Here is a 13,120-nt window from a genome sequence, read left to right as displayed (position 1 = left end):
AGAAAGATGGCGAAGACCACCCGCGCCACCACGGCCCTTGCCCGTCTCGGCGTGGCCTTTACCGTTCATAGCTACGACTATGACCCGCACGCCGACAGCATTGGCCTGCAGGCCGCCGAGGCCTTGGGGGAGCATCCGTCGCGTGTGCTCAAGACCCTGATGGCGGAACTCGACGGTAAGCCCGTCTGCGTCGTCCTGCCCTCCGATCGGGAAGTCAGCATGAAAAAGCTCGCAGCCGCCCTGGGCGGCAAGTCGGCCACCATGATGAAGCCCGCGGACGCCGAACGCCTCACCGGCTACCATGTCGGCGGCATCAGCCCTTTCGGCCAGAAGAAGCAGGTGCCGACAGCCATTGAGGTGGCCGCCCTCTCCGAGCCGCATGTGTTCATCAATGCCGGCCAGCGCGGGCTCCAGCTCAGGTTGGACCCGAACGACGCCGCGCGCGCCCTGAAGGCCGTTGCAGCTTCGGTCGTGGCCTGAACAGGCATCCGCCGGCGCAATATCTTGTGCCGGCTAAGCAAGTCTTGAGAGGTTTCCTAGAACAGGTTGCCCTGGCTCGGTTCCTTGGGCTTTTCGGCCTTGGCGCGTGTTGGCTTTTTCGGCCGGGAGATCGGCTGATCGGAACTGTTGGCCAGCGCCGAAACCTCGCCGTCGGCAAACTCGATGGCGATCATGCTGCCGGCGTCGACCTCGGCCGCGCGTGCCAGAACCTTGCGGTCCGAATCGCGGATCACCGCGAAGCCGCGCCCCAGCACGCTTTGATACGACAGCGACTGCAGCATCCGCGCCTGCGCGCCGAGCCCTCGTTTGCGCTGGTCGAGCATCAGGGTCAGCGCACTGTCGCTTCGGCGGCCAAGATCGGACAGCCGCTCCCTTCCCCGCCCCTGGGTGTCCGCCAGCCTGCGCGGAACCGAGGCAAGGACCTGGGCATGACGCTCCAGCCGGGATCTCAGCGCGTCGATCCGGCGTTCCTGCACCCGGTCCATGCGCGCGATCTTGTCGCGGACCTGCTGGTGCTTCTCGCGGATTGCCGAGACCAGCGCCACCGGCGTCACCCGTGCTGCCTGCTGTTCGAACCGCCGGCGCCGGTTGGCGGTGTTGAGTTCGAGCGCCCGGCCAAGCGATTGCGCCGAGCGGTCGAGCCGTTGCCGTGGCAGCGCCAGCACGCTGTCGAGTGTCGGCAAGGCTCGCGCCAGACCCCGTAGCGCCTCGCGGCGCCGGTCCAGCGTGCGCGATTGCGCGGATTTGAGCCGCGCTGCCAGGGTCGCCACATGGGCTTCGAGATCAGCCTTCACCGGCACGGCCATCTCGGCGGCCCCCGTCGGTGTCGGCGCGCGCCGGTCGCTGGCGTGGTCGATCAGCGTCCAGTCGGTCTCGTGCCCGACCGCCGAGATCAGCGGGATATCGGAATCGGCCGCCGCCCGCACCACTGCCTCGTCGTTGAAGCCCCACAGATCTTCCAGGCTGCCGCCGCCGCGCGCCACGATGATCAGGTCCGGCCGCTTGATCGGACTGTTCGCATCAAGCGCGTTGAAGCCGGCAATCGCCCGGGCTACCTCGTCGCCCGATGTGTCACCCTGGACCCGCACCGGCCAGACGATCACATGGACCGGAAACCGGTCCTCGATCCGGTGCAGGATATCGCGGATCACAGCGCCCGTGGGCGAGGTCACCACGCCGATGACCATCGGCATATAGGGCAGCAGCTGCTTGCGCGCCTCGTCGAACAGCCCCTCGGCGGCAAGCCGCCGCCGCCGTTCCTCGATCAGGGCCATCAACGCGCCGGCCCCGGCCGGCTCCAGCGCCTCGATGACGATCTGGTATTTCGACGACCCGGCATAGGTGGTGACCTTGCCGGTGGCGATCACCTCCATCCCCTCTTCGGGCCGATATTTCAGTTTCGAGAATACGCCCTTCCAGATCACGGCCTCGATGCGGGCCTTGTCATCCTTGAGCGAGAAATAGGCGTGGCCCGACGAATGCGGTCCGCGATAGCCGGAAATCTCGCCGCGCACGCGCACATTGCCGAAAGCGTCCTCGACGGTCCGGCGGATCGAGCCGGACAGTTCACTGACCGTGAATTCGGCGGCATTGGTGGGCGAATCATCCAGGAGAGAAGGCATGCCCGAATCCGCACCATGATGCGGCCTGCGTCAAGCCTGCTGCGCGGCAAATGCGCATCACGAAGCCGGATTCGCCGGCATGGCTGCAAGACCGCCTTGATCGTAAAAGGCAATGCATCTGCACGCTTGCGGTCATTCGAAATCTGGATCCTGTTTGCACATACGGTCTTAACCCTTGAAACATATGTTCAGCGAATAGAAGCTCGTCCGGAGGGATGAAGTGTGAGTGCGCCGAAGAACTATCTGTCGCGTCTTCCGGATCAGGATCGACGCGAATATACGCGGCGGCAAACCAATCTGGTGGGCACGATCCACTACATGCTTCACGGGGTTCGCGGATACTCGTCGCAAACCTGCCGGATGATCAATATCTCCGAAGGCGGCTGCGAAGTAGCTCACATTCTTCCCGAATCGGTGCCGGATTTCCTCTACTTCGTGCTCAAGGGCCTGGCGGCCAAATTCCCCTGTGCTGTGGTTGAGCGCGAGGAGGAGGGACTGCACCTGAAGTTCATGACCGTCTTGCCAACCGAACTGGTCGACAGGATCGCCCAAAAGGGTGGGCCCGGGAGATAGTCCGGAGACGGCAAATCGTCGCTGGCGGTAAACTGCGTGAGCCATTGCGTTCGTCTTTGCTCCTGTTGCAGGATGCGCCCGCACGAAGCAGGATATTTCACATGAAGCATGCGGTAATTGTCGGTGGCGGCCACAACGGTTTGGTCTGCGCCTGGTATCTGGCTGCGGCCGGTCACAAGGTCACGATTCTCGAAAGGAACGAGACGGTCGGCGGCGCCGCGATAACCGAGGAGTTCCATCCCGGGTTTCGCAATTCCGTCGCTTCCTACACCGTCTCTCTGCTCAATCCCAAGGTGATCGCGGACCTCGATCTGCACCGCCACGGTCTCAAGATCGTCGAACGCAAGATGGGCAATTTCCTGCCGCTGCCGGATGGCCGCGCGCTTGAGGCCGGACCCGGCCGAACCAAGGCGTCGGTGGCAAAATTCTCGGCCCGCGATGCCGAAGCGCTCGACGGCTTCGACCGGATGCTCGAAAACGCCGCCAATGTGCTGCGCGATCTCTTGTTGCGCACCCCGCCCAACGTGACCGAAGGCAACTGGCTGTCCGCCGTACCCGAATTGCTCAAGGCCGCTTCTCTTGGACGGCAATTCGCCGAACTGCCGCTTGATGCGCGGCGGGACGTGCTCGATCTCTTTACCTGCTCGGCGGCGGAAATCCTCGATCGCTGGTTCGAGAGCGATCCGGTCAAGGCCCTGTTCGGCTTCGACGGCATTGTCGGCAACTGGACCACTCCCTTTGCCCCCGGCACCGGCTATGTGCTGCTGCACCATTATTTCGGCGAGGTAAACGGCAAGCAGGGTGTCTGGGGTCATGCCATCGGCGGCATGGGCGCGATTACGCAGGCCATGTGCAGGGCCTGCGAGGAAAAGGGTGTCACCGTGAAAACCGGAGTGCCGGTCGAACGGGTCGAAACCGGCAAGGACCAGGTCACAGCTGTTATCACCGGCAATGGCGAGCGTATCGAAGCCGATCTGGTCGTCTCGAACATTCACCCGCAATTGCTGGTCGGAGACCTGCTCGCAGACGCCCCGCTGCCTCAGGATTTCCGCCGCCGGATCGGCTATTGGCAGAGCGGCTCCGGCACGTTCCGGATGAATGTCGCGCTTGATACGCTCCCGGCATTTACGGCCCGGCCCGAGCCGGGCGACCATCTGAGCGCCGGGATCATCATCGCGCCATCGCTTGGCTACATGGACCGCGCCTACATCGATTCCCGTGCCCATGGCTGGTCGCGCCAGCCGATTGTCGAGATGCTGATTCCGTCAACGCTCGATCCGACGCTGGCGCCGGAAGGCAAGCATGTCGCCAGCCTGTTCTGCCAGCATGTCGCGCCGAAACTGCCGGATGATTTCGCCGGTGGGTCGTCCTGGGATGACCACAAGGAAGCGGTTGCCGACCTGATGATCGGAACCGTGGACCGTCACGCACCGGGATTTGCCGCAAGCATGATCGGCCGCCAGGTGCTCTCGCCGCTCGATCTCGAGCGCAAGCTGGCGCTGGTGGGCGGAGATATCTTCCATGGCAAGCTCAGCCTCAACCAGCTGTTTTCCGCCCGCCCGGTGCTGGGCTACGGCGCCTACCGCGCGCCGCTCAAGGGGCTGTACATGTGTGGATCCTCCACCCATCCCGGCGGCGGCGTTACCGGCGTTCCGGGACACAATGCGGCGCGTGAAATTCTCGGCGACATCCGCTCCCGCCGGGTGTAACCGTCAGCGCACAACGCAGTTCCAGTTTCAGGTGAATCCAGATGAAAACCGAAATCGAGACCATTGCAGGCGAAACCCCCGGCATTGCCTATGAGCTGATCGTTCACCGGCTCTCGGGGTCGGATACATCCGCGCCCCGCGTCTATATCCAGGCTGCCCTGCATGCCGACGAACGGCCCGGCGTGGCCGCGCTGCATTACCTGATTCCGATGCTCGAGAAGGCCGAAGCCGAGGGCCGCCTGCTCGGTTCGCTGACCATCGTGCCCCATGCCAATCCGATCGGTGCTGCCCAGCACATGTACGGCGAGCACATGGGCCGGTTTGCGACCGGGACCCGCGTCAATTTCAACCGCGACTTTCCCGTGCCCGACGAGAACGGCGTCAGAACGCTTGACCAGACTTCGTCCGCCACCTTCGCCGAACGCCGGTTGAAAAGCCGGCTGCTGGACCTCGCCGACGAGTGCCCGATCGTGCTCGATCTGCATTGCGACGACGAGGGCGTTCAGTACATCTATGCGCCCGAGCGGCTCTGGCCGGAAATGGCCGACCTCGCCGCCTGCCTTGATTGTGAAGCCGCTCTTCTCTGGAACGCCGGTTCCGACCGCGCCTTCGAGGAGGCCGCTTATGAGCAGATGGTGGCCACCGCGAAGAACGGAGACCTGAGCGGCCACTGCGTCACAACGGTTGAACTGCGGGGCCAGAACGACGTCGATCCGGTGCTGGCCGTCAAGGACGCGGAGGGGATCTTCCGCTTCCTGCAGGGGCGTGGCGTCGTTGCACCGGACGCAAGACCCGCTCCGGAGCTCCGGAAGGACTTCGTCGGCAAGCCGATCCGTCATGTCGACATGGTATTGGCACCAGTGGGCGGCACCATCCTGTTTCATGCTGCCCCCGGCGACCGCGTCGCGGCCGGGCAGCTGGTGGCCGAGATCATCGTCAATCCCGGTCGTGACAACGGCACCGTAGCGGTGCATGCGCCGCAGGCCGGTTTTGTGCTGACCCGGCGCATCCGCCGCTTCATCCGCATGGGCGACAATCTCCTCAAGATCATCGGTGATGAGGCGGCAGTGGCATCGCGCAAGGGGGCTCTGGAGGACTGAAACCCTGCTGTCCTTGCAGGTCCGGTAATGCGGCCCCACGCCATCCTTTGACTTTACCGGGCGAAAACGTAAACCTGTGTCCAGGGCAAACGTGATCGGCACAAGACCGGCCGCAAGCAGTACTGAGGGATGGGGACAGATGGGAACAAGGTTATCGGCACTGCCGACCGCCGCCAGGGCCATGGCAATTGCCGCGGGGCTTGCAATCGGCGCCGGCCTCGCACAGGCCGAGGAGGTTCGCTACTTCACCATCGGCACCGCCGGCATCGGCGGAACCTATTTCCCGCTCGCAGGTACCATCGCCAATTCCATCTCCAATCCGCCCGGTTCAAGGGGATGCGACGAGGGCGGGTCTTGTGGCGTGCCCGGGCTGGTGGCCGTGGCCCAGTCTTCCCACGGATCGACCGCCAATGTTGGCGCTGTCGCGTCCGGAGAACTCAATTCGGGATTTTCCCAGGCTGACATTGCCTATTGGGCCTATTCCGGAACCGGAACGTTTGAAGGCCGCGAGCCGATGCGCGATCTTCGGGTCATTTCAGCGCTTTATCCCGAGCACATGCATCTGGTCGCTTCCCGGGCGTCGGGCATTGCTTCGGTGAAGGATCTGGTGGGCAAGAGGGTCTCGCTCGACAAGACCGATTCCGGCACTTACCCCGACGCCATTCTCGTTCTTGAAGCATTTGGCGTGGCCAAGACAGACATCGAGATCGCAAATCTCCTGCCGGATGAGGCCACTGATGCCTTGCGCAAGGGAAACCTGGATGCCCTGTTCTTTGTCGGTGGCTATCCTGCCGGGGCGATTGCGGAACTTGCCACAAGTGCTGATGTGATCCTTGTCCCCATTGCAGGACCGGAAGTGAACGCGATGCTTCTTGAGCACTCGTTCTTTACCCGGGACGAGATACCCGACGGCGTCTATGCGGATGTGGCAGGTGTCCCGACGGTTGCTGTCGGCGCGCAATGGCTCACGAGCCTCACTCAAAGCGATGACCTGATCTACGGGATCACCAAGGCCTTGTGGAATAGCAATACCCGCCACCTGCTTGATGTCGGCCATGCCAAGGGCGCGTCGGTGACGCTTCCGACCGCACTGGATGGCATCGGGATTCCGCTTCATCCCGGCGCCGAGCGGTATTATCGCGAAGCCGGCATGATCAAGTAGGAGGTCCTGCCGGACTGTGGTTCATCGATGGCCGTAATAGAGCGAGACTGCGTGTTCGGCTTCCGCGAAGAACAGCCAGCGCTCGGCCAGCAGCCCGATGATCATCGACACGGAGGCGAGCAGATTGAAAAGCGCCGGCGCATCGCTCAGGCCGACGACCGCGAGGACGAGCACCGGCACGACCGCGCCAAACACCAATGCCAGCATGCGTAGCCGGCTTGCGTGTTTTCGGCCGATCCGGTGCGCCATTTCGCGGGTGAGGTAATTGTCGCCGGTATGTGGGCGTTCCAGGAGCCGCACCTTGCCGATGAAGCCGAGCCCTGTCGCGGTTTCGGGGGTTGAACCGGCATCGGCAAGCCGCGCCCGGCTGGCGCGCGCCCACCACATCCACTTGGCCGCCCAGGCAAGGCCGATCAGAACGATGCCCCAGAGTTCCGGCGCCTCATGCGTGCCGAGCGCCGAGGCCAGCAGCCAGCCGGAGCCGAGCGCAAAGCCGCAATAGACCACCGGGGTGAGCCGGCTGTGCCACTGTGGCACGGTTCTGAGCTGCGCGTAGATCATTGAGGTCGTGAACACCGTCAGCGCCGCGCCAAGGGCTGATAGCAGCCCCAGTACCGGCTGCCTGGAACCGGTGACAAGCCAGATCAGCACATAGACGCCGAACAGGATGAGTGTGGCAATCGCCGCGATGCCTTCGCGCGACAGCCAGCTCGAGCGCCATTGGCTGAGCGCCCGCCAGGCCCGTTCCGGGTGACCGAGGTGGAAGGTCGATGCGAGAAGGCCCGCAATCGCCAGGCCGCCGCCGACAACACCAACGAGAAACACCCATCCAGCCGAGGCATCGACCGGAAAACCGAGGCCTATGAGGAAGATCATGCCGAGCCCGGCGCCCGACATGACGGTGAAGAAGATGACGGAAACGGCAGGATGCATGGGATTATCCGAGTTTGTCGAGCGCGGCGTCGAGCCAGCCCAGAAACCCGTCGGCCTTCGGCGCCGAAGCCGCCGGGGCTGCGGGCGAAGGAGTTGCGCGCTCTGAACGGGTTTTGGGGCGCGGCGGCAGGTACTTGTTGACCGGGCGGGTCTCCATCTCCGGCATCAGGTCGATGCCGCCGCGCTCGGCGACCAGTCGCGAGACGTCGGACTCCGGATCGTTGAAATCGCCGAAATGCCGCGCGCTTGAGGGGCAGGTGCGTACACAGGCCGGAATCCGGTCTTCCTCGGGCAAGCTGTCGCTGTAGATCCGGTCGACGCACAGCGTGCATTTCTTCATCACGTTTTCGACCGGGTCCATCTCGCGCGCGCCATAGGGACAGGCCCAGGCGCAGAGCCCGCAGCCGATGCACATGTCCTCGGTCACCAGCACGATGCCGTCCTCGGAACGCTTGTGGCTGGCGCCGGTCGGGCACACGGTCACGCAGGGCGCATCGTCGCAATGCAGGCAGGATTTCGGGAAATGCACGATCTGCGCCGGCGCGTCGGCAGGCGTGACCTCGAAGGTGTGGATCCGGTTCAGCCAGGCGCCCGACACGTCGGCGCCATAGGCGTCGGTATCGGCCAGCGGCGAGGCGCCCGCACCGGTGTTCCATTCCTTGCAGTTGACCGCGCAGGCATGGCACCCGACGCAAGTGTCGAGATCGATGACCAGGCCGAGGCGTTTTTCGGTCGATTGAGGAAGGCTGGTCATGCGGTTTTCCCCCGGCCGAAAGCCACGTTGGCAGGGCCCTGTCCGACCGGGCTCTTCTGTGCGCCGGCGTCGGGCAGGCTCTGTCCGGTCGTCTGGTCGGCATCCTTGCGGATCGCCACCCGAAGGTCGAACCAGGCCGCCTGACCGGTGATCGGATCGGAATTGGCCCAGCGTCGGCCGTCGCCCTTGGGTGGCAGCAATTCGTCGATCAGGTGGTTGAGCAGGAAGCCGCGCGTGGCTTCCGGCGCGTCCTTGTCGAGCGCCCAGGCCCCGGCGCGCTTGCCGATCGCGTTCCAGGTCCACAGCGTCGAGCCGTTGACGGCATCCATGCGCGCAACCTTGACCCGGATCTCGCCCGATTGCGAAGTCACCCGCGCCCAGTCACCAGTCTCCAGTCCCTGCCGGTCGCAGACCTCGCCCGGAACATAAAGCGCGTTTTCACCGTGGATCTGCCTGAGCCAGGCATTCTGCGATCCCCAGGAATGGTACATCGCTGCCGGCCGCTGGGTAATGGCGTGCAGCGGATAGGCGTCCTCATCCAGCCCGTCATCGGCAAACGGCGGATACCAGGTTGGCAGCGGGTCGAAACAGGTTCTGATCCGTTCCCGGTGATGCTCCGGCGGCACCGGCTTGGCCTTGCCTTCGGCGGCCAGCTGGAACTTGCGCAAGGGCTCGAGATAGAGCTGGAAGATGTTCTCCACCGGCCCGTCCTGCAGACCGTGCTCGATCGCCCAGTCGCTCCAGGCCCGGTTGGCGTGCTTGAAGTAATGCGCTTCCTCGGGCACATGCACCTGCGAGAAGCCGCCATTTTCGATATAGCGCTTGAGCTGGTCCGGGTTGGGTTTGCCCCTGCCGGTCTTGTCGCCGTCTTCGCCGCGCCAACCGGAAAGCGGTCCGATGCCCGGCTTGCGCTGGTGATTGACGATGTAGTCGGCATAATCCGTGTAGACCGGCGCGCCGTCCTCGCCGACCATGCCCGGAAGCTTCAGCCGGGCGCCGAGATCGAGCAGCACGCTCTGGAAGCCGCGCACGTCGCGGTCCGGCTCGACCACCGGCCAGCGGATCGAATCGCACAGCGCTTCCGGTTCGCTGATCGGCCGGTCGAGCAGCGAGATGCAGTCATGCCGTTCGAGATAGGTGGTGTCGGGCAGGATCAGGTCGGCGAACGCCACCATTTCCGAGGAATAGGCGTCCGAATAGATGATCTTCGGGATCACGTACTCGCCATTCTCGTCCTTGTCGGTCAGCATCTTCATCACCGACGACGAGTTCATCGACGAGTTCCAGGCCATGTTGGCCATGTACATGAACAGCACGTCGATGCCGTAGGGATCACGGGCATGGGCGTTGGAAATCACCATGTGCATCAGCCCGTGGGCCGACAGCGGCGCATCCCAGGAAAACGCCTTGTCGATACGCTGCGCGGTTTCGCCATCGGCTTCCAGCAGCAGGTCTTCCGGTCCGCGCGGATAGCCCAGATGCGGCCCGGCAAGCGCCGTGTCGGCGCAGGCGCCGCCATGCGGCCTCGGCTGGCCGGCGACAGGACGCGGGTAGGGCGGCTTGAAGCGGAATCCGCCGGGGCAATCGATCGATCCGATCAGGATCTGCAGCATGTGCAATGCGCGCGCGGTCTGGAAGCCGTTGGAGTGGGCCGAGATGCCGCGCATGGCGTGAAACGCCACCGGCCGGCCGATCATCCGCTCGTGCCGTTCGCCCTTCATGTCGGTCCAGGGCCGCTCGATCACCACTTCGCGCTCGAACGCCGCCTCGGCGATCTCGCCGGCAATGCGGCTGATGGTGTCGGCATCGATCCCGGTCCGTTCGGCTACCGCAGCAGGGGCATATTGCGGATCGAGATATTTCTGCGCCAGCAGTTCGAACACCGGGATGGCGTAACGCCCGTCCGGCAATTCGAACCGGCCTTTCAGCGCCGGCTTGACGCCCGGGGTTGCCGAGGAGATGGCCTTGCCGCTGGTGCGGTCGGCCACCAGCGGGACGCCCTCTTTATCGCGCGCGAACAGTCCGTGCCCGCTACCCTCGGGATCGTCGATCACCAGCCAGGGCGCGTTGGTGTAGCGGATCAGGTAATCGAGATCGACCTTGCCGGTCCGAAGCAGTTCGTGCGCCAGCGCCAGGATCAGCAGACCGTCTGTCCCCGGCGTGATGCCGAGCCATTCGTCGGCAATCGCGTTGTAGCCGGTGCGCACCGGGTTGACCCCGATCACCTTGACGCCGCGCTCCTTGAGTTTGCCCAGACCCATCTTGATCGGATTGGAATCATGATCCTCGGCCACGCCGAAGATCATGAACAGTTCGGTCTTTTCCCAGTCCGGCGCGCCGAACTCCCAGAACGCGCCGCCCATGGTGTAGATGCCGGCAGCCGCCATGTTGACCGAGCAGAATCCGCCATGGGCCGCATAATTCGGGGTGCCATATTGCTGCGCCCACCATCCTGTCATCGACTGGCTCTGGTCGCGCCCTGTGAAAAAGGCGAGCTTGCGCGGGTCGGTCCGCCGCACTTCGCCCAGCCATCCGGTGGCGAGCTCCAGCGCCTCGTCCCATTCGATTTCCTTGAATTCGCCGGAACCGCGCTCCCCGGTCCTCAGCAACGGCTTATTCAGCCGTGCCGGTGAGTAATGCTGCATGATCCCCGCCGACCCCTTGGCGCACAGCACGCCCTTGTTGATCGGGTGGTCGCGGTTGCCCTCGATATAGTGGACCTTGCCTTCCGCCATATGGACATTGATGCCGCACCGGCAGGCGCACATGTAACAGGTGGTCTTGCGAATCTCGGTCTTGCCGTCAGCCGTGCCTGGAGCCCTGCTGGTCTGGTTCATACGCCCTCCCCAAGACGTGCCGCCTGATAGTCTGGTCGCACCACGTTTTCGTCTTCGCCCAGAAGGGCGAACCGACAGCGTCCGCCTCCGCGCTCGCTGGTCAAACGGACCGCGCGGCCGGTCAAAAGTCAAGCCGGGGGGATAAAGCCAGAGCGACTACTTCTAAGTCCAGATGAGAGCGGAACAGTCAGTTTGGATGCTGCTATCTGCGTGGCTGACAGGCTACTGGAACGGCACGGGCGGGTTGGTCGGGCAGACCTCCATAGGGAAGGACGGCCTGTTTCTCCTGCCGGGAGCGGGATGCGATCAGCAGGCGGGCTTGCCCGACGGATCGCAATAGAGGCCGTGTAGCACCTCGAGCACCGCGCCGACCTCCTCGCCTTTCAGCGAATAATAAATGGTCTGCGCGTCGCGCCGCGTGTTGACCAGGTCGGCGTCGCGCAACTTGCGCAGATGGTGCGACATCGCCGGCTGCGACAGGCCCGCCATGTCGGCAAGCTTCAGCACGCTCTGCTCGCCATCGAGCAGGATGCAGAGAATCCGCAGCCGCACAGGTTGCGACAGCATCTCCATAAGCTTCGCCGCTTCGCCCATCCGCGGCTCCATTTCCAGCATGTCCTGTGCGTCAAGCATCTCCGGCATCCCGTTCGACAAACATCAATGAACTCTTATATAAGGAGATCCCGTCAATAATTCAACCTGCAAACGCTCTTGTGCTGTCCCTGACGATCAATTCCACTTCGAGAATCGTGGTTTCGATCGCCGGGCTGGCATTGGTGCCGATGTGATCGATCAGCAGTCGCGCCGCGGACAGGCCGAGCTTCTTGCGCGGTTGCCGCACGGTGGTCAGGGCTGGAATGAAGCGCTGGGCGATGGCGATATCGTCGAACCCGACGATGGAAACATCGCCTGGAACCGAAATGCCGTTCCGCGCCAGCTCGGAAATGAAGCCGAACGCCATCTGGTCGGACTGGCAGAACAGTGCGCTCGGCCGCTGGCGAAGGCCCAGCCAGACTTGTGCTGCCAGAGCCCCGGCGTCGAGGCTGAAATCACCTGCGAAGACATGTGCGGGATCAAGGGTCAGCCCGCGCTCCGCCAGCCCCTGGGCGGCGCCCTTGGTTCTGGCATGGGTCAGCACGTTGTCGTCCGGCCCGGTGATCATGCCGATTGTGCGATGCCCGAGCCCGGCAAGATGGGCGACCGCAAGCTCGCCGCCATGTGCGTTGTTGGCGCGCACGGATGAAAACTCGCCCCTTGGCGTCCACTCGCAGGCAAAGATGATCGGCGGAGCCCCGGCTCCGGTACTCGCGACCGAAAGGATTGCGTCGGGCAGCGAGCCGTCGAGCGCGATGATCCCGTCGGCCCGCGTCGCGTGCAGGTACTCGAGCACCAGCTGTGGCTTCATGTGAGCCTGCCTGGTGTCCACAACCAGCATGTTGATATCGCTTTCCGACAGGGCGGTCTCGATCCCGGCGAGAATCTCGGAGAAGAACGGATTGCCGATGTTGGGGACCAGCACGACGATCGCGCCGGTGCGCTGGCGCCGCAGATTTCGCGCCGAGAGATTGACCCGGTACCCGGTTTTCTCCGCCGCCGCAAGAACTGTGTTACGCGTTGATTCTGCAACGGTTTCCGGTTTGCTCAAGGCCCGGCTCACGGTCGCGGTGGAGACCCCGGCAAGCCGTGCGACATCGGTAATCTTGGGGGCTTTTGGTTCCATGACGAGCTGAATTCCTGCTTTTGCGAGATCCGTTTGAGGCACGTTCCGCAAATATCACTTGACTCCAAAACTCATCGCGGTCAACCTTTATGTAATCGATTGCAGTGCAGCATTTTCACCGCCAATGTAATCGATTGAAAACGGTGTGAGGACACCGGTGGGTCCGGGCTGTTGCGTCAGAGCAACGATGCCGGGAGGAAGAACATTCC

Annotated in this window: 11 protein-coding genes; 5 read left to right on the top strand and 6 right to left on the bottom strand. The window is 63.8% G+C overall.

Going from position 1 to position 13,120, the window contains the following annotated elements; translation table 11 throughout:
* The first annotated feature begins 6 nt into the window (after positions 1-6).
* On the top strand, positions 7-480 hold the full coding sequence (ybaK, locus tag O4H62_RS11055) for a Cys-tRNA(Pro) deacylase (RefSeq protein WP_269387783.1): 474 nt from the start codon (positions 7-9) through the stop codon (positions 478-480).
* 56 nt (positions 481-536) lie between these two features.
* Here ybaK and xseA read toward each other — a convergent pair whose 3' ends face one another.
* Positions 537-2,123, bottom strand: a complete 1,587-nt coding sequence (gene xseA / locus O4H62_RS11050; protein ID WP_269387782.1) for an exodeoxyribonuclease VII large subunit — start codon at positions 2,121-2,123, stop codon at positions 537-539.
* Positions 2,124-2,345: 222 nt separating this feature from the next.
* On the opposite strand from xseA, the gene O4H62_RS11045 reads away from it, so the two are divergent.
* From O4H62_RS11045 to O4H62_RS11030, 4 genes are all read left to right on the top strand, one after another.
* Positions 2,346-2,696 (top strand): PilZ domain-containing protein, encoded by a 351-nt coding sequence (locus O4H62_RS11045; RefSeq protein WP_269387781.1) that lies wholly within the window; start codon positions 2,346-2,348, stop codon positions 2,694-2,696.
* Between the two features lie 101 nt (positions 2,697-2,797).
* Positions 2,798-4,405 (top strand): phytoene desaturase family protein, encoded by a 1,608-nt coding sequence (locus O4H62_RS11040; RefSeq protein ID WP_430538416.1) that lies wholly within the window; start codon positions 2,798-2,800, stop codon positions 4,403-4,405.
* A 41-nt stretch (positions 4,406-4,446) separates the two neighbouring features.
* Positions 4,447-5,505 carry a succinylglutamate desuccinylase/aspartoacylase domain-containing protein gene (locus O4H62_RS11035; protein WP_269387779.1) on the top strand — a complete coding sequence of 353 codons (1,059 nt, stop codon included), beginning with the start codon at positions 4,447-4,449 and terminating at the stop codon, positions 5,503-5,505.
* 139 nt (positions 5,506-5,644) lie between these two features.
* Entirely contained in the window at positions 5,645-6,667 is a 1,023-nt protein-coding gene (locus O4H62_RS11030; RefSeq protein ID WP_269387777.1) for a TAXI family TRAP transporter solute-binding subunit, read from the top strand.
* A 21-nt stretch (positions 6,668-6,688) separates the two neighbouring features.
* Here the strand turns inward: O4H62_RS11030 and O4H62_RS11025 are convergent, their stop codons facing one another.
* The 5 genes from O4H62_RS11025 to O4H62_RS11005 form a co-directional block, all read right to left on the bottom strand.
* Positions 6,689-7,600, bottom strand: a complete 912-nt coding sequence (locus tag O4H62_RS11025; protein WP_269387775.1) for a dimethyl sulfoxide reductase anchor subunit family protein — start codon at positions 7,598-7,600, stop codon at positions 6,689-6,691.
* Between the two features lie 4 nt (positions 7,601-7,604).
* A complete protein-coding gene (locus tag O4H62_RS11020; protein ID WP_269387773.1) occupies positions 7,605-8,354 on the bottom strand; it encodes a 4Fe-4S dicluster domain-containing protein in 750 nt (249 codons plus the stop codon).
* On the bottom strand, positions 8,351-11,191 hold the full coding sequence (locus tag O4H62_RS11015) for a molybdopterin oxidoreductase family protein (RefSeq protein WP_269387771.1): 2,841 nt from the start codon (positions 11,189-11,191) through the stop codon (positions 8,351-8,353). The genes O4H62_RS11020 and O4H62_RS11015 overlap by 4 nt, the downstream gene beginning before the upstream one ends.
* 306 nt (positions 11,192-11,497) lie before the next feature.
* Complete coding sequence (locus O4H62_RS11010; RefSeq protein WP_269387770.1) at positions 11,498-11,824, bottom strand: ArsR/SmtB family transcription factor; 327 nt, start codon at positions 11,822-11,824, stop codon at positions 11,498-11,500.
* A gap of 61 nt (positions 11,825-11,885) precedes the next feature.
* Positions 11,886-12,911, bottom strand: a complete 1,026-nt coding sequence (locus O4H62_RS11005; RefSeq protein WP_269387768.1) for a LacI family DNA-binding transcriptional regulator — start codon at positions 12,909-12,911, stop codon at positions 11,886-11,888.
* Positions 12,912-13,120 lie beyond the last annotated feature (209 nt).

Source organism: Parahoeflea alexandrii (assembly GCF_027214025.1).
Taxonomy (GTDB): Bacteria; Pseudomonadota; Alphaproteobacteria; order Rhizobiales; family Rhizobiaceae; genus Hoeflea; species Hoeflea alexandrii_A.
The sequence above is the reverse complement of the archived record's forward strand: the minus strand, read 5'-3'. Positions and strand labels throughout refer to the sequence as shown.